Source organism: Stenotrophomonas geniculata (assembly GCF_034508895.1).
Lineage (GTDB): Bacteria > Pseudomonadota > Gammaproteobacteria > Xanthomonadales > Xanthomonadaceae > Stenotrophomonas > Stenotrophomonas geniculata.
Genome location: NZ_CP140571.1, coordinates 1,105,999 through 1,128,646, shown reverse-complemented (window position 1 = coordinate 1,128,646; position 22,648 = coordinate 1,105,999). Strand labels below are relative to the sequence as shown.

Here is a 22,648-nt window from a genome sequence, read left to right as displayed (position 1 = left end):
GAATGGTCACGCGCCGTCACCACCACCATTCAGCCCCCGGGCGTATGCTGGACCCCATGTCCCATGGAGCCGCCGCATGCACATCGTGTACAAGGCCGACAACCTGTTCGACGCCCACCTGGTCAAGCACGCGCTGGAAGATGCCGGCATCCCGGCCTTCGTGTTCGGCGAGTCGCTGCTGGGTGGCATGGGCGAGCTGCCGCTGTTCGGCGTGCTGCGGGTGGGCATCCCCGACGCGGCGCGGCCGCAGGCCGAGGACATCGTGGCGGCGCTGGACTTGGGCCACGCACCGGACGCCCCCATCTCAGATGCAGACGACATAGCCGGACTTCCGGCGTAGGAGCGCATCATGTTGGGAATTGGCCAGGGCATCCTCGGCATCGGCGCCTTCAAGCAGCGCCTGCCGCGCCCGGAAGAAGCACTGCCGGGGCGTGACCAACCGCTGCCGCTGCACAGCAACCAGCACTTCGTGAACAGCCATCCGCTGAAGGACCGTTTCGCCGGCCTGCAGCAGATCCGTTTCGCGCTGGGCTGCTTCTGGGGCGCCGAGCGCAAGTTCTGGACCGAACCGGGCGTGTACAGCACCTCGGTCGGCTATGCCGGCGGCATTACCCCGAACCCGACCTATGAAGAGGTCTGCTCGGGCCTGACCGGCCACACCGAAGTGGTGCAGGTGGTGTTCGACCCGGCGGTGGTGAGCCTGGAGCGGCTGCTTCAGCTGTTCTGGGAGAGCCACGACCCGACCCAGGGCATGCGCCAGGGCAACGACACCGGCACCCAGTACCGCTCGGCGATCCACGCCACCGACGAGGCGCAGTACAAGGCAGCGCTGGTCAGCCGCGAGGTCTACCAGGCGCAGCTGGACGCGGCTGGCTACGGCCCGATCACCACCGAGATCGTGTATCCGGCGCCTGAGTATTACTACGCCGAGGATTACCACCAGCAGTACCTGGCGAAGAACCCGAACGGTTACTGCGGGATTGGTGGCACCGGCGTGAGCTGCCCGATCGGGTTGGATGTGGAGGCGCCGCGCTGACGCGCGGTGGTCCGCCTGCGGCGGGCAACGTCAAAATCAACGTCAACAGCCAAAGCGGCTCTGGGTTGCTGATGGTTGGGCGGGACGGGGGCGGCTGGCAGGACACGCCGTAAACCCGTCCATGGGGGCTCGATGGCGCCTTGCTCGTGTGCGCTGTCCTGCGCACACGGCAAGACCGGGGTTGGGCGTCCTGCCCAACCCGCCCGAGGCATGCCTCGGGCCCATGGCGCCAACGGTCCTGCCAGCCGCCCCCGTCCCACCTTCGACAGTTTCTCGGTGACGGTGGACGAGAGCATGGGTTACTGACGAACTTAAGAAAAACAAAAAGGACGCGGCCTTCGCCGCGTCCTTTTTGTTTGGTCCTGCATTGCCCTTGTAGAGCCGAGCCATGCTCGGCTCCGAGCAAGCGAAGCGCGCGACCCGCTTTTGCTCTTCTTTCTTTCTTCCGTGGCGGGCGGCAGCAGGAAATTGTCGAAGGCAGGGTGGGTAGGCCGTGCAGGGGCGTGAGCCGCATGGATGCGGCGACCGAGCTTACAGGGACGTACTTGCAGCGCCCCCTGCACGGCCTACCCACCCTGCCAACCACATGACCCGCTCTTCGCGACCAAGCCCCCCGCCACGAGGGGCTCAGCCGTTGGCCGGAATCCTCACAGTGCCGCGCGGATCCGCTCGCGCAGTGCTTCCAGATCCTTGGCAAACGCCTCGATGCCGGTCGCCAGCTTCTCGGTCGCCATCGGATCGGCCGCCAGATCCGCCGCGAACTTCGCCGCATCGATCGGGGTCACCGCCACGCCATCGGCGGCACCGGCCACCAGCTTGCGCGGCAGCTCGCCGTGGTCGGCGTCCAGCTTCTCCAGCAGGTCCGGCGAAATCGTCAGGCGGTCGCAGCCGGCCAGTGCTTCGATCTGCGCGGTCGAACGGAACGAGGCACCCATCACCACCGTCGACGAACCGCGACGCTTGAATTCGGCATACACGCCACGCACGAACTTCACGCCCGGGTCCTCGTCGATGCTGGCCGGGGTCTGGCCGTTGGCCACGTACCAATCGAGGATGCGGCCGACGAACGGCGAGATCAGGAACGCGCCGGCTTCGCTGCAGGCCAGCGCCTGGGTCGGGTTGAAGATCAGGGTCAGGTTGCAGTCGATACCCTCGGCCTGCAGGATGCGCGCGGCTTCCACGCCTTCCCAGGTCGCGGCGATCTTGATCAGGATCTTCTCGCGCGGCACGCCTGCATCAGCGTACATCTGGATGAACTGGCGGGCCTTGGCCACGGTGGCGGCGGTGTCGTAAGCCTGGTCGGCATCCACTTCGGTGGACACGCGGCCCGGCACCAGCGTGCTCAGCAGCGCGCCGACGCCGATGGTCAGGCGGTCGGCCACGGCATGCACCACGGCTTCGCGGTCGCCACTCTGCTGGCGGCCCCAGGCCAGTTCGCGTTCGATCAGCTCGGCGTAGACCGGCAGGTCCAGCGCCTTCTTCACCAGGGTCGGGTTGGTGGTGCAGTCCACCGGCTGCAGGCGCTTGATGGCGTCGTAGTCACCGGTATCGGCAACGACCACGGACAGTTCGCGCAGCTGGGACAGTTTGGACGGGGTACTCATTACGGCTCCTGGTGCAGGGGGATCGAATCGCGCGCGGTGCGCAGCGGTAATCAGGGGCGGTCGTTGTGGACCGCGGTCACGCGCAGGCGCAGCTTGCGGCCGCCGGGCGCGTTCCAGTCGATGCTCTGGCCGATCGAAAGGCCGAGCAGGGCACTGCCGACCGGGGCCAGCACGGAAACCTTGCCTTCATCGACGTTGGCTTCGCGGGGGAAGACCAGGGTCAGGACGTGCTTCTCGCCCGAGACTTCATCTTCGCACTCCACGCGCGAATGCATCATGACGATGCCTTCGGGAATCTGGTCCGGTGCCAGCACGGTGGCACGGTTGAGTTCTTCAGCAAGCGCGAGCGCGGCAGGCGTCTGGCTCAGCGCAGGGGATTCGAGCATGGCGTCCAGGCGGTCCATGTCGAAGGTGGAAACGGTGATCGACGGCGGCAGGCCGCTGGCGGTACTCATGGTGAAGCTCCTTGGTTGAAAGCCATGCAAAAGGCGGCACCTGCTGGCGCCGCCTGTCTGTATTGTGGGGACAAATGCGGCCGGAATCGACTCCTGCCGATTCCAGGCCGGTACTGCGGGGGCTCAGCCGTTCAGCGCGGGGCCGGGCAGGGCGGCAGTGTCGCCGGCGGTGTTGACCGCCTCCAGGGTGAACAGCGCCTGCGGCAGGCGCTTGAACTGGTCGGCCAGCTCCATCAGGAAGTCGTTCATGGCCGAGCTGCGGCGCCAGATCATGGCGATGCGGCGGCTGGGACGGCCTTCGCCGGTGAAATCGAGCAGGCGGATGTTGTTCGAGCGCGGGACCGGCGGTTGCACCGACAGGCTCGGCAGCAGAGTGATGCCGACGTCGGCGGCAACCATCTGCCGCAGCGTCTCCAGGCTGGTGGCGCGGAACTCGGACTTCTCGTTGGCACCGAACAGGCGGCAGACTTCCAGTGCCTGGTCGCGCAGGCAATGCCCGTCTTCCAGCAGCAGCAGCTTCTGCGTGGCCAGTTCCTGCACATCCAGGTGTTCGCGACGGGCCAGCGGGTGGCGCCCGGAAACAGCCAGCAGGAACGGTTCTTCGAACAGGAACTCGGCGTGCAGCTGGTCGTCGATCACCGGCAGGGCCAGCAGCGCAGCATCGAGTTTGCCTTCGCGCAGGCGGTCGAGCAGCACATCGCTCTTTTCCTCGACCAGCAGCAGTTCCAGCTCCGGGAAGCGATCGCGGATGCGCGGGATCACATGCGGCAGCAGGTACGGGCCCAGGGTCGGGAAGATCCCCAGGCGCACCGTACCGGCTTCCGGGTCGCGGCTGCGTCGCGCCGCTTCCTTCAGCTGTTCCACTTCGGACACGATCACCCGCGCCCGCGCGGCAGCCTCCTGGCCGGCCGGGGTCAGCATCACCTTGCGCGGTGCGCGTTCCACCAGCGGCAGGCCCAGCTCTTCTTCCAGCTTGCGGATCTGCGTGGACAGCGTTGGCTGGCTGACGAAGCAGGAGGCGGCAGCCCGGCCGAAATGCTTGTGGTCGGCCAGGGCTACCAGGTACTTCAGATCACGTAGGTTCATCCTTACACCCCAGGGGTAACGGACCGGCTGACGGCGTGGTTACCCGACAGGCAGACAATGTTCCCGGTGATCTGGGAACGGTGGATCAGGCCGCTTCAGCAACGGCACCGCTGCTGCTGCTCACCGACGAGCGGATCAGGTGGTCGAACGCGCTCAGTGCGGCGGTCGAACCGGCGCCCATGGCGATGATGATCTGCTTGTAGGGTACCGTCGTGCAATCGCCAGCAGCGAACACACCCGGCAGGTTGGTCTGGCCGCGGTCGTCGATGACGACCTCGCCACGCGGCGACAGCGCCACGGTGTCCTTCAGCCACTCGGTGTTGGGCAGCAGGCCGATCTGCACGAAGATGCCTTCCAGCTCGACGCGGTGGGCGTCGCCGCCGACGCGGTCCTTGTAGACCAGGCCGGTGACACGGCTGCCGTCGCCCAGCACCTCGGTGGTCTGCGCGCTGGTCAGCACGGTGACGTTGGCCAGGCTGCGCAGCTTCTTCTGCAGTACTTCATCGGCGCGCAGGCTGGAATCGAATTCCAGCAGGGTCACATGCGACACGATGCCGGCCAGGTCGATGGCCGCTTCCACGCCGGAGTTGCCGCCGCCGATCACCGCCACGCGCTTGCCCTTGAACAGCGGGCCATCGCAATGCGGGCAGTAGGCCACGCCCTTGTTGCGGTACTGGTCCTCGCCCGGCACGTTCATCTGCCGCCAGCGTGCGCCGGTGGACAGGATCACCGAACGCGACTTCAGCACCGCGCCGTTCTCCAGCTGCACCTGCACCAGGCCGTCTTCACCGGCCGGCACCAGCGCGCTGGCGCGCTGCAGGTTCATGATGTCCACCTCGTACTCGCGCACGTGCTGTTCCAGCGCCGTGGCCAGCTTCGGGCCTTCGGTCTCCTTCACCGAAATGAAGTTCTCGATCGCCATGGTGTCCAGCACCTGGCCACCGAAACGCTCGGCGGCGATGCCGGTGCGGATGCCCTTGCGTGCGGCGTAGATCGCTGCTGCCGCACCAGCCGGGCCTCCGCCCACCACCAGCACGTCGAAGGCGTCCTTGGCGGCGATCTTCTCGGCATCGCGCTTGCTGGCATTGGTGTCCAGCTTGGCCACGATCTGCTCGAGGGTCATGCGGCCCTGGTCGAACACTTCACCGTTGAGGTAAACGGTCGGCACCGACATGATCTCGCGCTTCTCGACTTCGTCCTGGAACAGGGCACCGTCGATGGCCACGTGCTGGATGCGCGGGTTGAGCACCGCCGCCAGGTTCAGCGCCTGCACCACGTCCGGGCAGTTCTGGCAGGACAGCGAGAAGTAGGTTTCGAACCGGTACTCGCCTTCCAGGTTCTGCACCTGCTCGATCAGCTCGGCGGTGGCCTTGGACGGGTGGCCGCCCACCTGCAGCAGGGCCAGCACCAGCGAGGTGAACTCGTGGCCCATCGGCAGGCCGGCGAAGGTCAGGTGGATATCCTGGCCCGGCGTGCCCAGGTCGAACGAGGGCACTCGGCCCTGGCCGTCACGCAGCACCTGCAGCGAGATCTTGTCCGACAGGCTTTCCAGGGTCTGCAGCAGTTCCAGCATTTCCTGCGACTTGGCGCCGTCGTCGGCGTGCGCGGTGATCTGGATCGGGCGGGTCACGCGCTCCAGATAGGTCTTCAGCTGCGACTGCAGGTTGGCGTCCAACATCGGGTCATCTCCTGGCTTCAGGCAAACAGGGGGCGTGGCACCGCTGTAGAAGGTAGCGGACCAGCAGGGGGTAGGGGTGAACCCAAGACAGCGACCGTGGAAGGGGCTGGCTGGCCAAGGCTGGCGCGCGTTGGCTGTCTTGGGTTCACCCCCACGCCGGCGGGGGGACCGGCACGGGGATGAAAGGCGCGCCGTGGCGTGGGGCCACGGCAGGCCGGTACTGCGTTAGATCTTGCCGACCAGGTCCAGCGACGGGGTCAGGGTCTTCTCGCCTTCCTTCCACTTGGCCGGGCAGACCTGGTTCGGGTTGGCGGCGGTGAACTGGGCAGCCTTCAGCTTGCGCAGGGTCTCGGACACGTCACGGGCGATCTCGTTGGAGTGGATCTCCAGGGTCTTGATCACGCCTTCCGGGTTGATGATGAAGGTGCCGCGCAGGGCCAGGCCTTCTTCCGGAATGTGCACGCCGAAGGCATTGGTCAGCTGGTGGGTCGGGTCGCCGACCAGCGGGAACTGGGCCTTGCCGACGGCCGGCGAGGTTTCGTGCCACACCTTGTGCGAGAAGTGGGTGTCGGTGGTGACGATGTAGACCTCGGCGCCGGCCTTCTTGAACTCGGCGTAATGGTCAGCCGCGTCCTCGATCTCGGTCGGGCAGTTGAAGGTGAAGGCGGCCGGCATGAAGATCAGGACGGACCACTGGCCCTTCAGGCTGGCGTCGGAAACCTTGATGAACTCGCCATTGTGGTAAGCGTTGGCTTCGAACGGCTGGATCTGGGTGTTGATCAGGGACATCGTTTTTCCTCTGGTGAAGGGGAGTGGGTGAATCGACAGGAGCTAGGTTACCGACTCGCTGGCGATAAGAACAATCCATTGATTGCATCTATTTGATAGATGGAGTCTATCAAAGGGCCATGAGCCAGCACTGAACCATGCCGCTCCCATCCTGCAACTGCCTGTATGACAAGGAAAATCTTTCCCGGCAGGTGAATGCGGCCGATAGCCCGTCCTTATTCCGTTCGCCAGAACCTGAACGGATTCCGCTGTTGTAGAGCCGAGCCTACGCTCGGTTGCGTATCTGTAGAGCCGAGCCCACGCTCGGCTGTCCCAGAAGCAGCCGAGCATGGGCTCGGCTCTACAATTGAGGCATGTCTTCCCAAACCGAACCCACCCTGCGCCAGATCGTGGCCGAGGCCAGCGCCCGCCTGGGCGGCATCGACGCCCGCCACGAGGCCGAACTGCTGCTGCTGCACGTACTGGAGCGCCCGCGCAGCTGGTTGTTCGCGCACGCCACCGACCCGCTGCCGTCCACCGATCAGGCCACCTTCGAAGCACTGCTGGCCCGCCGCGTGGCCGGTGAGCCGGTGGCCTACCTGACCGGCCGCCGCGGTTTCTGGACGCTGGACCTGGAGGTCGACCCGGCCACGCTGATTCCGCGCCCGGAAACCGAGCTGCTGGTGGAACTGGCGCTCGAGCGCCTGCCGGCCAATCGCGACCTGCAGGTGGCCGACCTCGGCACCGGCAGCGGTGCGATCGCCTTGGCGCTGGCCAGCGAGCGGCCGCAGGCGCAGGTGCTGGCCACCGATGCCAGCCCGGGCGCGCTGGCCGTGGCCAAGCGCAACGCCGCGCGCCATGAACTGCGCAACGTGCGCTTCGCCGAGGGCAGGCACGACTGGTATGCGCCGCTGCAGGGCGCGCGTTTCGACCTGATTGCCAGCAACCCACCGTACATCGCCAGCGACGACCCGCACCTGGAACAGGGTGACCTGCGCTTCGAACCGGCCACCGCGCTGGCCTCGGGTCCGGATGGCCTGGATGACATCCGCCGCATCGTCGACGGTGGCCAGGCCCACCTGCTGCCTGATGGTTGGCTGCTGATCGAGCACGGTTGGGACCAGGGCGAGGCGATCCGCGCGCTGTTCGACGCCGCGGGTTTTGTCGAGGTGCAGACCGTGCAGGACCTGGAGCAGCGCGACCGCATCACCCTGGGCCGGCGTCCGGCCTAGAATGGAGGTTCTCCTGCCCCGGCAGGGCATCACCCTGGAGCTGCACGCATGCGTACGCTGTACCCCGCCATCACCCCCTACGACGTCGGCACCCTGAAGGTCGACGATCGCCACACCCTGTACTTCGAACAGTGCGGCAACCCGGATGGCAAGCCGGTGGTGATGCTGCACGGTGGCCCGGGCGGCGGCTGCAGCGACAAGATGCGCCAGTTCCACGACCCGTCCAAGTACCGCATCATCCTGTTTGACCAGCGCGGTGCCGGCCGTTCCACCCCGCACGCGGACCTGGTGGACAACACCACCTGGGACCTCGTTGCCGATATCGAGAAGCTGCGCGAACACCTCAAGGTCGATCGCTGGCAGGTGTTCGGTGGCAGCTGGGGTTCGACCCTGGCCCTGGCCTATGCCGAAACCCACCCGCAGCGCGTGACCGAACTGGTCCTGCGCGGCATCTTCATGCTGCGCCGCTGGGAGCTGGAATGGTTCTACCAGGAAGGCGCCAACCGCCTGTTCCCGGATGCGTGGGAGCACTACCTCAAGCCGATCCCGTCGGTGGAGCGTCATGACCTGATCTCGGCCTTCCACCGCCGCCTGACCAGCGACGACGAAACCACCCGCCTGGAAGCGGCCAAGGCGTGGGCGGTGTGGGAAGGCGCGACCAGCTTCCTGCATGTCGATGACGACTTCATCAACAGCCACGAAGACCCGCATTTCGCCCTGGCGTTTGCCCGCATCGAGAACCACTACTTCGTCAACGGCGGCTTCTTCGAAGTGGAAGACCAGCTGCTGCGCGACGCGCACCGCATCGCCGATATTCCGGGCGTGATCGTGCACGGCCGCTACGACGTGGTCTGCCCGCTGGCCAACGCCTGGGACCTGACCAAGGTGTGGCCGAAGGCGAAGCTGGAAATCACCCCGGCCTCGGGCCACTCGGCGTTCGAGGCCGAGAACGTGGATGCGCTGGTACGCGCCACCGATAGCTTTGCCTGATCGGTAGTGCCGGCCGCTGGCCGGCAACCGGGAAAGGGTTGGATCGCGCAGACGCCGGCCAGCGGCCGGCGCTACCAATCCCCCGCCAGCAACGCGTCGGCCAGCACCTGCAGCTTCGGCGAATGCTGGCGCGACGGCGGGTAGATCAACGACAGTTCGCGGCTGCGGCCCTCGAAGGGCTGCAGCACGCGCTGCAGGCGGCCGTCGGCCAACGCATCGGCCACCGCGAAATCCATCACCTGCACGATGCCGATACCGGCGATGGCCGCTTCCACCAGCGGATCGCCGCTGTCGAACACCATCCGCGTCGGTGGTGTGACCTCACGCAGTTGCCCGTCCTGCAGGAACTGCCAGTCCACCAGCCGGCCACTGCGCAGGTTGCGCACCGCCAGGCAGGCGTGATCCTGCAGCGAGGCTACATCGCCCGGTGCGCCACAGCGGGCCAGATAGGCGGGGCTGGCCACTGTCACCCAGCGCAGCGGCCGCAAGGGCCGCGCGACGATGCGCTGGTCGGCGATGACGCCGGTGCGCAGCGCGGCATCGAAACCTTCTTCAACCAGATCGACCAGGCGGTCGCTGAGCACGGCTTCCACCTGCAGCTGCGGATGCTGTTGCAGCAACGGCGCCAGCATCGGCACCAGCACCTTGCGCCCGAACATCGACGGCGCACTGATCTTCAACGTGCCCGAGGGCGTGCACGGGCGGTCGGCCAGTTGCCGCTCGGCATCGTCCAGGCCGGCCAGCAGAGGGGCCACCTGTTCCACGAACTGGCGGCCATCCGGGGTCAGCGCCACGTTGCGGGTGTTCCGCTGCAGCAGCTTCACCCCCAGCGTGGCCTCCAGCCGGCCGATCGCGCGGGACAGGCCGGACTGGCTCAGGCCGAGCTGGCCGGCGGCCACCGTGAAGCTGCGTGCTTCGGCGACCTGCACCAGCATGCGCACCGCATTGAGGTCCATCGAGGCTGCATTCATGTTGAAAATCATGACAGATATGGGCGGCAGGGGGTTTATTGAGTTGCCCGCATCAATGAGACTGCGCTCCCCCCACCGCTCCAACCCGCCGATGCCTCCCCTCAAATACCCGCGCTGGGCGCTGACCCTGCTGGCCGCCGCGCAGCTGATCATCGCCCTGGACGCCACCATCATCTTCGTCGCCCTGCACGACATGGGCCGCGCGCTGCAGATCAATGCGCAGCAGCTGCAATGGGTGGTCAGTGCCTACACCGTCGCCTTCGGCGGCAGCCTGCTGCTGGGGGGCCGTGCCGCCGACCTGGTCGGCCGCCGCCGTTTCTACCGGCTGGGCATGCTGCTGTTCGCACTGGCCTCGCTGCTTGGTGCGCTGGCGCCGAATGCGACCCTGCTGATCATCGCGCGTGCCGCACAGGGCGTCGGTGCGGCGCTGCTGTTCCCGGCTACGCTGGCATTGATCAACACGCTGTACGCCGAAGGCCCGGTGCGCAACCGCGCGCTGGCGATCTGGAGCATGGCCAGCGCTGTCGGCCTGGCGCTGGGCACGCTTCTGGGGGGCGTATTGACCCAGGCATTCGGCTGGCCGGCGGTGCTGGCGGTGATCGTGCCGTTGGCCACCGCCTGCGCCGTCGCCGCCGGTGCGTGGCTGCCGGCCGATGGTCCACGCGTGCAGGGGCGTTCATTCGACCTGGCCGGCTGCCTCACCGTCACCGCCGGCGGCAGCCTGCTGGTTACCACCCTGGTGCAAGGGCCGGAGTGGGGCTGGACGGCGCCGGCCACGCTCATCTGCCTGCTGCTTTCAGCGGTACTGCTGACCGTGTTCGTGCAGATCGAGAAGCGCAGCCGTGATCCGCTGATGCAGTTTTCGCTGCTGCGCCTGCCCGGCCTGCGCGCGGCACTGGGCCTGACCTTTGCCTTCATGAGCAGCTACGGCGTGCAGTACTACTTCCTGGCGCTGTACTTCCAGGATGGCTATGGCTGGAGCCCGCTGCAGGCTGGCATGGCGTTCCTGCTGCCGACGCTGGTGTGCACCTTCGGCATCCGTATTGCCGAACGCATGCTGCGGCGCCGTTCGCCACGGCAGGTGCTGGCCCGGGGCTTCGCCGCCGGTGCCATCGGCATCGCCGCGGTGGCGCTGGCAATGCCGCATGGCGCCGGCTACTGGCCGCTGCTGCCGGGCATCGTGGTGCTCAGCATCGGCCAGGGCATGAGCTGGACGGCGATGTGGATCGTGGCCGGGCAGGGGGTGCCGGGACCGCAGCAAGGTGTCGCGTCCGGCATGGCGGCCACCGCCCAGCAGATCGGCGGCGCCTTGGGATTGGCGGTACTGGTGATGATCGCCAACGCCGCGCGCGGCACGCAGGCAGCAACCAGTCCCGATGCCCTGCAGGGCATGGTCAATGCACAGTACGGCGCCGCGCTGTTCGCCGCGCTCGGCGTGGTGATCGCGCTGGGCCTGCGCCCGGCGCCGGTAGACTCGGCAGCGACCGCCTGCCTGAGCACCGACGCATGATCGAACTGCTGGACCTGCGACAGACCCTGCATGCCTTCGCCGCCTGCAACGATGATGATGAGGTGTGGAACGCCTTCGGCTGGGTGATGGCCAGCGACGAGGACCTGCTGGCGGCACGGCTGTGGTTGCCGTCATCCAGTGATGAAGCGCTGGATGACGATGGCGAGCGATCGGCCGCTTCGGCAGCGATGGGGCTGTTCCCGTATCTGGAACCGGCGACGTTTGCCGACGTGCTGGATGTGCAGAAGCGGCAACGCCCGCTGTCGTCGCTGCAGGACTACGCACAGGCGCTGGCGTACTACGCCGAGTACGACGCGTTCCAGCAGGTCGAGGGTATCGACGAGGCCCTGGCCGAAGCGGAAGCTGCGGAACAGGTGGCTGCGCGCGCGGCGGGTGTGGGCACAGGCATCTTCGCGTCCTTCGATCTGACGCTGGGAGCGTGCCCGGAGGAGCAGATCAAAGCCGCAGCCCAGCGCGTGGCGCGCCTGCTGGAGATTCCGGTGGGCGAGGCGTTGGCGTGCTGCCGCGCGTTGCCGCTGGTGCTGGGTAAAGCGCTGGATCGTCGCCGCGCGCAGGCGTTCAAGGATGATTTCACCGCCGTCGGCGCAACGCTGCAGGTTCAGGGTTTCAAACCGTTCCCGTGGATGGACGCGCCTACGCTGCGGTAGCGCCGGGCCATGCCCGGCGGCATTCCGTTGCGCCGCCGCGATGCGGCTCGCCGGGCGTGGCCCGGCGCTACCGAGCTTCGGTCGGGTGGATGACGTTCAATCGAACGCCAGCAACTGCGGCTGCAACGCGTTGAAGATCCGCGCCAGCCGCTCCGCCCACGCCTGCTGCCCGGCCACATCGGCAATCAGGTCCTGGCGGATTTCCAGTTCCACGTGTACCAGCCCACGGCCTTCGCCATGCACCGGCACCGCGTAGTCGCTGGTACTGCTGACCGAATACGGTTCGTTGTCACCCACCACCAGGTCGCCTTCGTCGCGTAGTGCCTGCAGCAGGGCATGGGCAAAGCGCGTGTCCTGGTGGTACAGCACGCCAGCATGCCACGGCCGCTGCGCGCCGTTCATCGCCGGGGTGAAGCTGTGCATCATCACCAGCAGCGTGGGGCGGCCGGCATCACGGCGTGCATCAAGCTCGGCGTCGATGCGCGCATGGTAGGGCGCATGGATCGCATCGATACGCTGCTGCCGCTGCGCCGCCGACAACCCGGCATTGCCCGGCACCACGGTGTGGTCGCTCACTTCCGGAATCAGCGTCGGCGAGGCCAGCGGACGGTTGCAGTCGATCAGCAGGCGCGAATAGGTCTGTTCGATCGCCCAGGCGTCCAGCCGTTCGGCCAGTGCGCGGGTGGTGCCGGCAATGCCGATGTCCCAGCCGATATGGCGGTCCAGCTCGGCCTGCGCCAGGCCAAGGCCTTCCAATGCTCGCGGCACCTGCTGGCCGGCGTGGTCGGCCAGCAGCAGGTACGGTGAGGCGCCCTGCGGCCGGTGGAGGGTGTAGATCGCCGGGTCGTCGGCGCCCAGCAGCGCCGGCAGCGCATGCATGTCGGCGTCAGCCACGCGGGCGTCCGTCCAGGTGGTGCTCGATCATCCACAGCCCGGCCCAGAGCTTGGCATCCAGCTCGTAGCCTTCGCCCATCTTCTGTACCAGCCAGGCCGCAGCCTCACTGCGCGGAATCTCGTGCACGGTGATGTCCTCGCTGTCATCGCCACCGCCTTCGCCGATCCGGCGCAGGCCGGTAGCGCGCACGAAGGCGATCTTCTCGCTGCTGGCGCCAGAAGATGTCGGGCCGATCATCAGCACTTCGGCGTGGTCGGCGGTCCAGCCGGTTTCTTCTTCCAGCTCGCGAACGGCCGAAACTTCGATTGATTCGCCCGCGTGGATGTCGCCGACCAGGCCGGCCGGCATCTCGATGGTGGGGGCCTGCAGCGGCACGCGGAACTGCTCGACGAACAGCACGTTGTCCTCGGGGGTGACGGCGATGATGATCGCTGCCAGGCCGCCGGCATGGGTGCGTTCGCTGTACTCCCAGGTGCCTCGCACCAGCATGCGCTGGTACTTGCCTTCATAGACGACACGCGGGGCTTCGGTGTTGCGCTGGCTCATGCGGGCTCGCTGTGGGTGGGAAGAATGTCGGGTACGCCGGCGGCATCGAACAGCCGACGGCGGGTCATCGGGCCGAAGCGCAGGGCCTGGCACAGGCCACCGAGCAGCTCCGGGTCGGCCGCTTGGCGCAGCAGGCCGGGCTGGCTGCCTTCCAGAGGTGCGTCCAGCGCGATGGTGGTCAGCTGGCGCCAGAGCAGGGCGTGCTCGCGCTGCTCGCGCAGGCGCACGGCCATCTGCGCGGCACCGCGCAGGCGCAGGAACGGCACTTCGTCCAGGCGTTCGTACAGCGCATCCATGCTGCCGAAATGGGCCAGCAGCACGGCGGCGGACTTGCTGCCGACACCACTGACGCCGGGAATGTTGTCCACCGCATCGCCGCACAGTGCCAGGTAGTCGGCAATCTGGTGAGCGTGCACGCCGTGCCGTGCCTTCACCCCGGCCACGTCCCAGCGCTGGTTGCGTGCGTAGTCCCACTGCTCGTCGTGATCCAGCAGCAGCTGCGAGAGGTCCTTGTCGGCGGAAATGATCACCCCGCGGTGGCTGCCACGGTGGACGTGCAGCGCGCTGCCGATCAGGTCATCGGCCTCGTATTCGTGGTGGGCCAGCACTGCAAGGCCCAACGCCGCGCACAGCGCCTTGCAGTGCACGAACTGGCGCTTGAGCGCCTCCGGCGCCGGGTCGCGGTTGGCCTTGTAGGCCGGATACAGGCGGTGGCGGAAGCCACTGTCCAGTGCTTCGTCGAAGGCGATGGCGATGTGCCGCGGGCGCTCGCGCTCGAGCAGGTCCAGCAGGAAGCGGGCGAAGCCGTGCACCGCGTTGGTCGGCCAGCCCTGCGCGTCCTGGAACTGGTCCGGCAGCGAGTGCCAGGCGCGGAACACGTAGATGCTGGCGTCGACCAGGTACAGCGAGGGCGGCGCTGCCGGCAGGCTCATGCCGGCGGCGTCCAGTCACGCAGCAGGGCCGCCGGATCGGGGCGCTCGCGTTCGGGGACGGCGGCCTTCGGCGTGCCGATATGGATGAAACCGGCGATGCCTTCGCCCTCGGACAGCCCCAGATAGGCCTGCACGGCCGGATCGAAGGCCATCCATGCGGTCAGCCACTGCGCACCGAAGCCCAGCGCCTGCGCGGCCTGCAGCAGGGCGAAGCAGACGCAGCCGGCGGTCATCAGCTGTTCCTGTTCGGGCACTTTCGGGTCCGGACGCGGACTGGCCACCACCACGATCACCAGCGGCGCATGGCTGAAACGCTGGCGGTCCTTTTCGAATACCGCCTCACCGGCATGCGGGTCGCGCTGGCGGCTGCGCTCGGCCAGGAAGTCGCCCAGAGTGTGACGTGCATCGCCGGCGATTTTCAGGAAGCGGAACGGTACGCGCTTGCCGTGGTCGGGCACGCGCACGGCCGAGGCCAGCATGCGCTGCAGGGTGGCCGGATCCGGTCCGGGCTCGCCCAGTTGCCGCGAGGGCACCGAGCGGCGGGCATCCAGGGCAAGCAGGGCAGCGGGGTCGGGCATGGAATCTGAACCGGTCATCACGGGTGTTTGATTATAGTCGGGGTGGTCAATGACGCCGTCTGTGTCGCGTCTCGCCCCTGAATATCAAACTGTGATGAACATCATGCCACTGGCGGGAATGGGACGACCGCTTCCTCTCGCCTCGTGGGCCTCGCACGGCTTACGATATCTATCTTGCCGGGCCGCCGGTCATGAGGTTTGAAGTGAGGACTGTTTCACTGTCCGTGACGGGCTGGCCGGCCTACCATCGACGTACCGGTACATGGGGTGTACCGGTCGTCGCGATGTCCATGCTGTCTGTCGTATCAGAGAAGGTGGGGAGCCTTCCCGAATGATGAGCGCGCCCACACCGATGGGATCGCCGGGCCGTGACCCGGTCCAGCTTCAGCGTGCCCGGGACATGGTCCTGCCGGCGCTGTGCCAGGCTTTCGGGGCCGCACTGGCGCGTTTCGACGATGCACTGTTCGACCGGGCCGGCAATGCAGGCTCGTCGCAGCTGCTGTTCCTGGATGCGATGCGCGAGCTGCGCCGCCGCCGTGAGGACATCGCCGCCGCCTTTGCCGGCCACCTGCAGCGGGCCTGGGATGCACTGGCCAGTGGCGAGCCGCTGTCGGCCGAAGCCACCCTGTCCGGACCGGGCGAGGATGGCCTGAGCCTGCTGGCTGAACATGTACTGGAATCGCGGCTGGCGGTGCGCAATTTCGCCACCGTGCTGCTGCGCGACTTCAAGCCGGTGCTGGCGCGGCTGGACCGGCGCCTGGGCCGCTTGATCGGCGGCGCCGAGCTGGATGCCGACCACAATCCGGTCAGCCCCGAGCACCTGGGTGTGGCCATCCATGAGGCCTTTGCCGGCTGCGAGCTGGCGCCGGAAGTGCACCTGGTGCTGATCAAGCTGTGCGAACGCGACCTGCGCGCGCCGGTGGGCCGCATCTACGAGAAGCTGGACGAGCAGCTGGCCGCCGCTGGCGTGATGTCGCAGATGGGGGCGCCGCGGCGTCCGCTGTCGGCCGCGCCCGACCCGCGCATGGCGCCGGGGGCGGACGATCTGGTCGAGCCGCGCCTCGCGGCGGGCTTCGAATCCGAATTCAGCGATGATGAACAGGCCGCGCCGGCCTGGGCGCAGCGGTTCGCCGCGCGCTGGTCCGAGCGCCGTGGCCACATGCAGCAGCACCTCGGGGGCGAGGATGCCGGCAGCGGCGAGGCGTATGCCGGCCAGCAGGGGATGTTGCTGGAGGCCCTGCATGAGTTGCTGCAGCAGACCCGCCACGTTCGCGAGGACGCCACCTCGGCCGCGCAGGTCGCGGTTGGCCAGCACCGCCCGTTGAGCCAGCGCGAGATGATGTCGGTGCTGTCGCTGCTGCAGGCCACGCCCAGTGCGACGCTGCGTGCGGCCATCGGCGAGGACGGCGAATCGTTGGCGCAGCGATTGAAGAGTGAAGTGCTGTCCAGCGCCACCCGTCTTGGCGTCGACCCCGGCCAGACCCGGCTGGACCCGCAGGACGAGGATGCGATTGATCTGGTCGGCATGCTGTTCGACGTGATGCTGGACGAACGCGAGCTGGAAGGCCGCTCACGCGAGTTGATCGGCCGCCTGGTGGTGCCCTTCGTCAAGGTGGCGATGCTCGACCGCCGCATGTTCGTGCAGAAGACCCACCCGGCACGCAAGCTGCTCAACTCGCTGGCCGAAGCCTGCGAAGGCAATACCGGCGAAAGCCAGGCCGAGCGCATGCTGATGGCCAAGGTCGAGGAGATCATCGAACGGCTGGTGGCCGAGTTCAACGAGAACCTGGCGATCTTCCTGACCCTGGAAGAAGAATTCCGCGAGTTCCTCGTGCAGCATCGCCGCCGCGTGGAAATCGCCGAGCGTCGCGCCGCCGAAACGCAGCGCGGCCAGGAAAAGCTGGAAATGGCCCGCAGCCGTGCCGGTGCCGAACTGGACCGCCGCATCGGCGATGCCACCCTGCCGCCGGCCATCGCCGAGTTCCTGCGCCAGCCGTGGCAGCACCACCTGACCCTGGCGCTGCTGCGCGAGGGCGAGGAGGGCGCGTCGGTGGCCGAGGCACTGAGCCTGGCTGACGGCCTGCTGGAGGAAGTGGCCGAGGCCCGCCGCCAGATCGTCGGCAAGCCGTGGCTGCAGGCCTGGCAGCCGGTGCTGGCCAAGGTATTTGCCAGTGTCGGCGTGCACGGCGATGCCGCCACCGGTGCCATCGACGCCTTGCATGACACCCTGCAGGGCATTGCTGAATCGCGCCCGGAACTGCAGCGCGCGCTGCCGGAACTGCCGCAGGTTGCCTTGCCGGCGCCGCCGGTGGCTGAATCGCCCGCGGTCGAGCTGGGCGGGCAGATCGACGCCGACGATTTCGACAACGCCGACGCCGACCGCTTCCGCCGCATGGAAATCGGCAACTGGCTGGACTTCGTCGACAAGGACGGCAAGGTGCAGGCCGGCAAGCTGTCCTGGGTCAGCCCGATCTCCTCGCGCCTGCTGTTCGTCAACCGCCGCGGCGTGCGCTTCTGCGTGGCCTCGCCGGAGGAACTGGCGGTGATGGTGCGGCTGGGCCGGCTGCGCGCCCACGTCGACGATGGCGCCTTCGACAGCGCGATGCAGGGTGTGATCGATCGGCTGGACCCGGGCAGCGCCACCCTGCACTGAGCGGTGGCTGCCTGCTAGGATCGGGAAAACTCACCGATCAGCGGGGACCTGCATGGCCGTGGCGTTGCTGGGGATCAAGGAGACCGCGCCGGGCGAACGGCGCGTGGCGTTGACGCCGGAAACCGCGCGCAAGCTCGGTGCCCTCGGCATTACCGTCTGGTACGAGGCCGGCGCCGGCTTGGCCGCAGGCTTCACCGATGCGGCCTATGACGATGCCGGCGCACGTGTGTTCGACGCGGGCCGTTGGGGCGAGATCGATATCCTGCTGTGCGTGCAGGCGCCGCCGGCGTTGGTCCTGGAGCAGCTCAAGCCCGCTGCCAGCGTGGTTGGCCTGCTGGCCCCGGCCAGTGATCCGGCGCTTGCGGCATTGGCCGCTGGCGACCGCCTGCAGCTGTTCCCGCTGCAGCAGCTGCCGCGCACCACCCGCGCGCAGGCGATGGACGTGCTCAGTTCGCAGGCCGGCATGGCCGGCTACAAGGCGGCGCTGATCGCGGCCGAACGCGCGCCCCGTTTCTTCCCGATGCTGACCACTGCTGCCGGCACCGTGCGACCGGCCAAGGTGCTGGTGATCGGTGCGGGCGTGGCGGGCCTGCAGGCCATTGCCACTGCCCGGCGTCTTGGTGCGCAGGTGGAAGGCTTCGACGTGCGCCCGGAAACCCGCGAGCAGATCCAGTCGCTGGGCGCGCGCTTTCTCGACCTCGGGGTGAGCGCGGCGGGCGAGGGCGGTTACGCGCGCGCGTTGACCGATGAAGAGCGTGCCGAGCAGCAGCGCCGCCTGGCCGACCACCTGCGTGGTGTGGATGTGGTGATCTGCACCGCTGCGGTACCGGGGCGACCGGCGCCGACGATCGTGACTGCCGCAATGGTGGAAGGCATGGCCACCGGCAGCGTGATCGTGGACTTGGCGGCGGAGAGCGGCGGCAACTGCGCACTGACCCAGCCGGGGCAGTGCATTGAACACCAGGGCGTGACCGTCGATGGCCCGCTGGGCCTGGCCAGCCGCGGTGCAACACAGGCCAGCGAGATGTATGCGCGCAACCTGCTCAACTTCGTCGCGCTGTTCGTGCGCGAAGGCCAGCTCGGTTTCGACTGGGACGACGAGCTGCTGGCGAAGACGCGCTGGCAGGCGTGAGTCGGTAGCGCCGGGCCATGCCCGGCGAGCGCAGCGGTATGCGGAAATCCGCCGGGCATGGCCCGGCGCTACCGAAGCGGAGGCGTTACCGCGGCTTCGCCGGCGGCGGGTTCTCGCGCACCCAGTCCTTGCGTTGTTCCGGCGTCATCTGCGACCAGCGCTCGCGTAGTGCGTCGCGCTGCGCGGGCGGCAGATCCCGCATCTGGCCGAACAGGGCCCGGGCCTGCTCACGCTGTTCCGGGTTCATGTGCTCGAAGCGGCGCAGGCCACGCCGGGCCTTGTCGCGTTCCTCAGGGCTCATCGACTGCCAGCGCTGGCCATGCGAGAGCATGCGCTGGCGCTGGCCGGCATCGGCGCTGTTCCAGCGGTCGCGCAGCGGTGCCAGCAGGGATTCCCGCTGTGCTTCACTCAACTGTTCCCAAGCCGGCAGCGGCGCGGGGCGTGCGGCAGGGGCGGGCGCGGCGCTCTGCGCCAGTGCCGGGAGGGCCGGCAGCAGCAACAGGGTCATTAGCAGGGGCAGGGCGTGCAGTCGGGACATCATTCACTCCATCGCCAGGTCGGTATCGCCCAGCCACAGGTACAGATCGGGATTTTCGTCGTAGAGCGCGCTGTTGTCTTCCACCGAGGCAAGCACAGGTGCCGGCGCAGGGCCCGTCAGCGTGCCATGGCCAGTGAACTGCAGGCCGATGCCCAGCGCCACCACCAGCGAACAGGCACTGGCCAGCCACCAGCGCCAGCGCCCGCGATGGGTGGCCGTGGCGCCGTGGCGAGCCTGGCGCAGCCGGGCCAGCGTTGCCGGCGACAGCGCGCGCAGCGACTGCGCGTGCAGGCCGCGCAGGGAGTCATCGGAAGGCAGGGAGCGGTTCACGGGTGGATCTCCAGGTAATCCTGCAGCGCCTGGCGGGCGCGTGCCAGATGGGTTTTTACCGCGCCTTCGCTGCAGCCCATGGCGCGGGCGGTGGTGGCCCCGTCCAGATCCTGCAGCACGCGCAGGGTGAACGCCTCGCGCTGGCGGGCGGGCAGGCGGCGCAACGCGTCCACCAGCTGCTGGTACTGCTGGCGCTGTTCATGCGCCTGTGCCGGGTCCGGGCCGGGATCGGCCCAATCGATCTCGCTGCCTTCCGCGTCCTGGTTGTCGCGCCAGAACGGCAGGCGGAAGCGGCGCCGGCGCTGCACGTCGATCACGCGCCGGCGCAGGATGCTCCAGAACAGCGGCGCCCATTCGGCCGCCGGCTTGTCGGCGTAGTCCAGCATGCGCAGCAGCGCGTCCTGCACCGCGTCCATGGCGTCTTCGCGCTGGCGCAGGCCGGCCTCGGCGAAGCGGAACGCACGCGGGCCAACGCTGGCCAGGAACGCTTCCAGCGACGCCGGCAGGGCATCGGTCTCGGCGCTCGGGGGGACGGGGCTGCTCACCAGCACAGGGTACGGTTCCTCGCTCGGGGTCACCATCGACAACGCGTGAGCGCGGCTTCGGTTGACGCCGGGCGCGCACCGGGTTCAGCCCATGGTTATGATGGGACGACGAAGACAGAGCAGGAGCGTTGCCAGTGAGTGACGGGTTCGTAGCGCTGTACATCTTCATGCTGGCAGCCATCGCCGGCCACGTGATCATTTCGCGGGTGCCGGTGATCCTGCATACCCCGCTGATGTCGGGCTCCAACTTCATCCACGGCATCGTGCTGATCGGTGCGATGGTGGTGCTGGGGCATGCGCAGACACCGCTGGAGAAAGCGCTGGGCTTCCTCGCCGTGGTGCTCGGTGCCGGCAACGCCGCCGGTGGCTACGTGGTCACCGCGCGCATGCTGGAAATGTTCAAGCCGAGCGCGCCCAAGGGCGGCAAGGACGAGCCGAAGGAGCCGCAGGCTTGAACATCAGCACCGTCGAACTGCTCGATTGGCTGGTCAAGGCCAGCTACCTCGTCGCCGCCACGCTGTTCCTGCTGGGCCTGCAGCGCATGGCCTCGCCGCTGACTGCGCGCAGCGGCATCCGCTGGGCCGGGCTGGGCATGCTGCTGGCCACGGTGGCGACGTTCTTCCTGCCCGAACTGCACAACGTGCCGCTGATCCTGGTGGCGCTGCTGCTCGGCGCCGGCCTGGCCTGGTGGTCGGCCGGCAAGGTTGCCATCACCGACATGCCGCAGATGGTGGCGCTGTACAACGGCATGGGCGGTGGCTCGGCGGCGGCGATCGGTGCAGTGGAACTGCTGCGCTACGCCTTCCTGGCCAACCGCGATACCCGCCACTGGAGCGCGCAGGCGCTGGCCGACCTGGCCGCACGGCAGCCGTCGGGCATGGTGCTGCTGCTGGCGGTGGTCGGCGCGGCCATCGGTGCGGTGTCGCTGTCCGGCTCGGTGATCGCCTGGGCCAAGCTGGATGGGCGCCTGGACAAGCGCGTGACCTGGCCCGGCCAGCAGGTGATGAACCTGCTGGTGGCACTGGCGGTGGTGGTGCTGGCGATCATCGCCGCGAGCACGCTCCACACCTGGGCGATCGTCGCCTTCTTCGTGCTGGCACTGGCGCTGGGCGTGCTGATGACGCTGCCGATCGGCGGCGCCGACATGCCGGTGGTGATCTCGCTGTACAACGCCTTCACCGGCCTGGCGGTGTCGTTCGAAGGCTACGTGCTGGGCAATGAGGCATTGATCATCGCCGGCATGATGGTCGGCGCGGCGGGCATCCTGCTGACCCGGCTGATGGCCAAGGCGATGAACCGGCCGATCCGCAACGTGTTGTTCTCCAACTTCGGCGGCGGTGCCGCCGGGGAAGCGCAGGCGATCACGGGTGCGCAGAAGCCGATTGAAGCGTCGGATGTCGCGGCGATGATGGCCTACGCCGAGCGCGTGGTGATCGTGCCCGGCTACGGCATGGCGGTAGCGCAGGCGCAGCACAAGATCTGGGAACTGGCGCAGCGGCTTGGCCAGCGTGGGGTCAAGGTGAAGTTCGCGATCCATCCGGTGGCGGGGCGCATGCCCGGGCACATGAACGTACTGCTGGCCGAAGCGGGCGTGCCCTACGACCTGATCGCCGACATGGACGACATCAACCCGGAGTTCGCCAACACCGACGTGGTGCTGGTGATCGGTGCCAACGACGTGGTCAATCCGGTGGCGCGCACCGACCCGGCCAGCCCGATCTACGGCATGCCCGTGCTGGACGTGGTCAACGCGCGCAACGTGGTGGTGATCAAGCGTGGCAAGGGCACCGGCTTTGCCGGCATCGAGAATGCGCTGTTCTACGCCGACAACACCCGCATGCTGTACGGCGACGGTGCGGAAGCGGCAGCCTCGCTGGTGAGCGAACTGAAGGCGCTCGACGGCGGGCATTGAGGCCGTACCGGTAGCGCCGGGCCATGCCCGGCGGCGTTTCGTGCGGACCGCTGCGCTCGCCGGGCATGGCCCGGCGCTACCCTCATCCACGCGTGGCGTGAATCTGCGCGGTCAGCGCGCCAGCCAGGCGCCCACGGCCACGCCCAGGGCCAGCCACAGCCATTCCATTGCGCCATTGGCGAGGGTGATCAGGGTCCAGGCCAGGTGCGGGCCCATCCGCATCGTGGCGTCCCACAGATCCAGCCCGAACGAGCCGCCCATCCAGGCGCTGGCGATGGCCCAGTTGGCCACGGCGGCCACCAGCAGCGTGCCCAGTACGACCAGCGCGATGCGCAACCGGCCCGGGCCCAGCGTACCCATGCGCAGCATGAACACCAGTTCCAGGGCGGTCAGTACCGCCATCCAGCCGACCTGCCGGCCGGTCATCAGCGCCAGCACCATCCAGGCAAGGGGAGCAACAAGCAGGCCCAGCAACAACATGAGGGGCCAGAGCCAGGTGACGGTCCTGGCACGCGCGGCATTGGAGGACATCGAAGCTCCCTGAAGATCACCCACAGGATACTGTGGTTTGCCGCGGTGCACCGGCGGT

Annotated in this window: 24 protein-coding genes; 10 read left to right on the top strand and 14 right to left on the bottom strand. The window is 68.0% G+C overall.

Going from position 1 to position 22,648, the window contains the following annotated elements; genetic code table 11:
• Nucleotides 1-76: 76 nt before the first annotated feature.
• Nucleotides 77-340 (top strand): putative signal transducing protein, encoded by a 264-nt coding sequence (locus tag RI032_RS05440; RefSeq protein ID WP_010481810.1) that lies wholly within the window; start codon nt 77-79, stop codon nt 338-340.
• Between the two features lie 30 nt (nt 341-370).
• Nucleotides 371-1,036, top strand: a complete 666-nt coding sequence (gene msrA, locus RI032_RS05435) for a peptide-methionine (S)-S-oxide reductase MsrA (RefSeq protein ID WP_322548261.1) — start codon at nt 371-373, stop codon at nt 1,034-1,036.
• Between the two features lie 647 nt (nt 1,037-1,683).
• On the opposite strand, the gene RI032_RS05430 is transcribed toward msrA, so the two are convergent.
• The 5 genes from RI032_RS05430 to ahpC form a co-directional block, all read right to left on the bottom strand.
• Nucleotides 1,684-2,640 carry a transaldolase gene (locus tag RI032_RS05430; RefSeq protein WP_010481808.1) on the bottom strand — a complete coding sequence of 319 codons (957 nt, stop codon included), beginning with the start codon at nt 2,638-2,640 and terminating at the stop codon, nt 1,684-1,686.
• A gap of 50 nt (nt 2,641-2,690) precedes the next feature.
• Nucleotides 2,691-3,095, bottom strand: coding sequence for a nucleoside diphosphate kinase regulator (gene rnk, locus RI032_RS05425; RefSeq protein ID WP_005408156.1), 405 nt, complete (start codon nt 3,093-3,095; stop codon nt 2,691-2,693).
• A 123-nt stretch (nt 3,096-3,218) separates the two neighbouring features.
• Entirely contained in the window at nt 3,219-4,181 is a 963-nt protein-coding gene (locus RI032_RS05420; RefSeq protein WP_010481807.1) for a LysR substrate-binding domain-containing protein, read from the bottom strand.
• Nucleotides 4,182-4,266: 85 nt separating this feature from the next.
• A complete protein-coding gene (ahpF, locus tag RI032_RS05415; RefSeq protein WP_043398119.1) occupies nt 4,267-5,859 on the bottom strand; it encodes an alkyl hydroperoxide reductase subunit F in 1,593 nt (530 codons plus the stop codon).
• Nucleotides 5,860-6,084: 225 nt separating this feature from the next.
• Nucleotides 6,085-6,648, bottom strand: coding sequence for an alkyl hydroperoxide reductase subunit C (gene ahpC, locus RI032_RS05410; protein WP_005408159.1), 564 nt, complete (start codon nt 6,646-6,648; stop codon nt 6,085-6,087).
• Nucleotides 6,649-7,001: 353 nt separating this feature from the next.
• Between ahpC and prmC the strand changes: the two genes are divergently transcribed.
• Together prmC and pip are read left to right on the top strand one after the other, a co-directional pair.
• The gene (gene prmC / locus RI032_RS05405; RefSeq protein ID WP_322547955.1) at nt 7,002-7,859 is read left to right on the top strand and encodes a peptide chain release factor N(5)-glutamine methyltransferase; all 858 of its coding nucleotides are present in this window, start codon (nt 7,002-7,004) and stop codon (nt 7,857-7,859) included.
• Between the two features lie 48 nt (nt 7,860-7,907).
• The gene (pip, locus tag RI032_RS05400) at nt 7,908-8,849 is read left to right on the top strand and encodes a prolyl aminopeptidase (RefSeq protein WP_014646006.1); all 942 of its coding nucleotides are present in this window, start codon (nt 7,908-7,910) and stop codon (nt 8,847-8,849) included.
• A gap of 71 nt (nt 8,850-8,920) precedes the next feature.
• On the opposite strand, the gene RI032_RS05395 is transcribed toward pip, so the two are convergent.
• Nucleotides 8,921-9,805, bottom strand: coding sequence for a LysR family transcriptional regulator (locus RI032_RS05395; RefSeq protein WP_019337039.1), 885 nt, complete (start codon nt 9,803-9,805; stop codon nt 8,921-8,923).
• Between the two features lie 106 nt (nt 9,806-9,911).
• Between RI032_RS05395 and RI032_RS05390 the strand changes: the two genes are divergently transcribed.
• On the top strand, nt 9,912-11,330 hold the full coding sequence (locus RI032_RS05390) for an MFS transporter (protein WP_057503659.1): 1,419 nt from the start codon (nt 9,912-9,914) through the stop codon (nt 11,328-11,330).
• Nucleotides 11,327-11,998 (top strand): DUF7716 domain-containing protein, encoded by a 672-nt coding sequence (locus tag RI032_RS05385; protein ID WP_322547954.1) that lies wholly within the window; start codon nt 11,327-11,329, stop codon nt 11,996-11,998. Before RI032_RS05390 ends, RI032_RS05385 begins: the two co-directional genes overlap by 4 nt.
• A 96-nt stretch (nt 11,999-12,094) precedes the next feature.
• Here the strand turns inward: RI032_RS05385 and RI032_RS05380 are convergent, their stop codons facing one another.
• Genes RI032_RS05380 through RI032_RS05365 form a run of 4 tightly spaced genes read right to left on the bottom strand, consistent with a single transcriptional unit; the run spans nt 12,095 to nt 14,949 of the window.
• Nucleotides 12,095-12,892 carry an N-formylglutamate amidohydrolase gene (locus RI032_RS05380; protein WP_322547953.1) on the bottom strand — a complete coding sequence of 266 codons (798 nt, stop codon included), beginning with the start codon at nt 12,890-12,892 and terminating at the stop codon, nt 12,095-12,097.
• Complete coding sequence (locus RI032_RS05375) at nt 12,885-13,439, bottom strand: NUDIX hydrolase (RefSeq protein ID WP_057503657.1); 555 nt, start codon at nt 13,437-13,439, stop codon at nt 12,885-12,887. Before RI032_RS05375 ends, RI032_RS05380 begins: the two co-directional genes overlap by 8 nt.
• Nucleotides 13,436-14,371: a 5'-3' exonuclease gene (locus RI032_RS05370; RefSeq protein ID WP_019338109.1), complete on the bottom strand. Its 936-nt coding sequence runs from the start codon at nt 14,369-14,371 to the stop codon at nt 13,436-13,438. Before RI032_RS05370 ends, RI032_RS05375 begins: the two co-directional genes overlap by 4 nt.
• Nucleotides 14,368-14,949 carry a nitroreductase family protein gene (locus RI032_RS05365; RefSeq protein ID WP_010481787.1) on the bottom strand — a complete coding sequence of 194 codons (582 nt, stop codon included), beginning with the start codon at nt 14,947-14,949 and terminating at the stop codon, nt 14,368-14,370. Before RI032_RS05365 ends, RI032_RS05370 begins: the two co-directional genes overlap by 4 nt.
• A 331-nt stretch (nt 14,950-15,280) precedes the next feature.
• Here RI032_RS05365 and RI032_RS05360 point away from each other — a divergent pair, with 331 nt between their 5' ends.
• Both RI032_RS05360 and RI032_RS05355 read left to right on the top strand, forming a co-directional pair.
• Nucleotides 15,281-17,602, top strand: coding sequence for a DUF1631 domain-containing protein (locus RI032_RS05360; protein ID WP_322547952.1), 2,322 nt, complete (start codon nt 15,281-15,283; stop codon nt 17,600-17,602).
• Nucleotides 17,603-17,654: 52 nt separating this feature from the next.
• The gene (locus tag RI032_RS05355; protein WP_257472110.1) at nt 17,655-18,734 is read left to right on the top strand and encodes an NAD(P) transhydrogenase subunit alpha; all 1,080 of its coding nucleotides are present in this window, start codon (nt 17,655-17,657) and stop codon (nt 18,732-18,734) included.
• Between the two features lie 85 nt (nt 18,735-18,819).
• Here RI032_RS05355 and RI032_RS05350 read toward each other — a convergent pair whose 3' ends face one another.
• The 3 genes from RI032_RS05350 to RI032_RS05340 are packed head-to-tail and all read right to left on the bottom strand — an operon-like array spanning nt 18,820 to nt 20,183.
• A complete protein-coding gene (locus tag RI032_RS05350) occupies nt 18,820-19,272 on the bottom strand; it encodes a DUF3106 domain-containing protein (RefSeq protein WP_057503671.1) in 453 nt (150 codons plus the stop codon).
• Between the two features lie 3 nt (nt 19,273-19,275).
• Nucleotides 19,276-19,602, bottom strand: a complete 327-nt coding sequence (locus RI032_RS05345) for a hypothetical protein (RefSeq protein ID WP_049447330.1) — start codon at nt 19,600-19,602, stop codon at nt 19,276-19,278.
• Nucleotides 19,599-20,183: an RNA polymerase sigma factor gene (locus RI032_RS05340; protein WP_029379779.1), complete on the bottom strand. Its 585-nt coding sequence runs from the start codon at nt 20,181-20,183 to the stop codon at nt 19,599-19,601. Before RI032_RS05340 ends, RI032_RS05345 begins: the two co-directional genes overlap by 4 nt.
• 98 nt (nt 20,184-20,281) lie before the next feature.
• Here RI032_RS05340 and RI032_RS05335 point away from each other — a divergent pair, with 98 nt between their 5' ends.
• Nucleotides 20,282-20,602, top strand: coding sequence for an NAD(P) transhydrogenase subunit alpha part 2 (locus RI032_RS05335; RefSeq protein WP_005408173.1), 321 nt, complete (start codon nt 20,282-20,284; stop codon nt 20,600-20,602).
• On the top strand, nt 20,599-22,059 hold the full coding sequence (locus RI032_RS05330; protein WP_322547951.1) for an NAD(P)(+) transhydrogenase (Re/Si-specific) subunit beta: 1,461 nt from the start codon (nt 20,599-20,601) through the stop codon (nt 22,057-22,059). Before RI032_RS05335 ends, RI032_RS05330 begins: the two co-directional genes overlap by 4 nt.
• A gap of 111 nt (nt 22,060-22,170) precedes the next feature.
• On the opposite strand, the gene RI032_RS05325 is transcribed toward RI032_RS05330, so the two are convergent.
• Nucleotides 22,171-22,590, bottom strand: coding sequence for a hypothetical protein (locus tag RI032_RS05325; RefSeq protein WP_322547950.1), 420 nt, complete (start codon nt 22,588-22,590; stop codon nt 22,171-22,173).
• Nucleotides 22,591-22,648: the final 58 nt, after the last annotated feature.

What these genes read in the sequence shown, in the direction of transcription:
- RI032_RS05325 (WP_322547950.1), bottom strand. Translation starts at nt 22,590, where the DNA reads ATGTCCTCCAATGCCGCGCGTGCCAGGACCGTCACCTGGCTCTGGCCC.
- ahpC (WP_005408159.1), bottom strand. Translation starts at nt 6,648, where the DNA reads ATGTCCCTGATCAACACCCAGATCCAGCCGTTCGAAGCCAACGCTTAC.
- RI032_RS05340 (WP_029379779.1), bottom strand. Translation starts at nt 20,183, where the DNA reads ATGGTGACCCCGAGCGAGGAACCGTACCCTGTGCTGGTGAGCAGCCCC.
- RI032_RS05370 (WP_019338109.1), bottom strand. Translation starts at nt 14,371, where the DNA reads ATGAGCCTGCCGGCAGCGCCGCCCTCGCTGTACCTGGTCGACGCCAGC.
- rnk (WP_005408156.1), bottom strand. Translation starts at nt 3,095, where the DNA reads ATGAGTACCGCCAGCGGCCTGCCGCCGTCGATCACCGTTTCCACCTTC.
- RI032_RS05420 (WP_010481807.1), bottom strand. Translation starts at nt 4,181, where the DNA reads ATGAACCTACGTGATCTGAAGTACCTGGTAGCCCTGGCCGACCACAAG.
- RI032_RS05440 (WP_010481810.1), top strand. Translation starts at nt 77, where the DNA reads ATGCACATCGTGTACAAGGCCGACAACCTGTTCGACGCCCACCTGGTC.
- RI032_RS05385 (WP_322547954.1), top strand. Translation starts at nt 11,327, where the DNA reads ATGATCGAACTGCTGGACCTGCGACAGACCCTGCATGCCTTCGCCGCC.
- prmC (WP_322547955.1), top strand. Translation starts at nt 7,002, where the DNA reads ATGTCTTCCCAAACCGAACCCACCCTGCGCCAGATCGTGGCCGAGGCC.
- RI032_RS05365 (WP_010481787.1), bottom strand. Translation starts at nt 14,949, where the DNA reads ATGCCCGACCCCGCTGCCCTGCTTGCCCTGGATGCCCGCCGCTCGGTG.
- RI032_RS05350 (WP_057503671.1), bottom strand. Translation starts at nt 19,272, where the DNA reads ATGTCCCGACTGCACGCCCTGCCCCTGCTAATGACCCTGTTGCTGCTG.
- RI032_RS05360 (WP_322547952.1), top strand. Translation starts at nt 15,281, where the DNA reads ATGATGAGCGCGCCCACACCGATGGGATCGCCGGGCCGTGACCCGGTC.
- ahpF (WP_043398119.1), bottom strand. Translation starts at nt 5,859, where the DNA reads ATGTTGGACGCCAACCTGCAGTCGCAGCTGAAGACCTATCTGGAGCGC.
- RI032_RS05375 (WP_057503657.1), bottom strand. Translation starts at nt 13,439, where the DNA reads ATGAGCCAGCGCAACACCGAAGCCCCGCGTGTCGTCTATGAAGGCAAG.
- RI032_RS05390 (WP_057503659.1), top strand. Translation starts at nt 9,912, where the DNA reads ATGCCTCCCCTCAAATACCCGCGCTGGGCGCTGACCCTGCTGGCCGCC.
- RI032_RS05395 (WP_019337039.1), bottom strand. Translation starts at nt 9,805, where the DNA reads ATGGACCTCAATGCGGTGCGCATGCTGGTGCAGGTCGCCGAAGCACGC.
- pip (WP_014646006.1), top strand. Translation starts at nt 7,908, where the DNA reads ATGCGTACGCTGTACCCCGCCATCACCCCCTACGACGTCGGCACCCTG.
- RI032_RS05355 (WP_257472110.1), top strand. Translation starts at nt 17,655, where the DNA reads ATGGCCGTGGCGTTGCTGGGGATCAAGGAGACCGCGCCGGGCGAACGG.
- RI032_RS05430 (WP_010481808.1), bottom strand. Translation starts at nt 2,640, where the DNA reads ATGAGTACCCCGTCCAAACTGTCCCAGCTGCGCGAACTGTCCGTGGTC.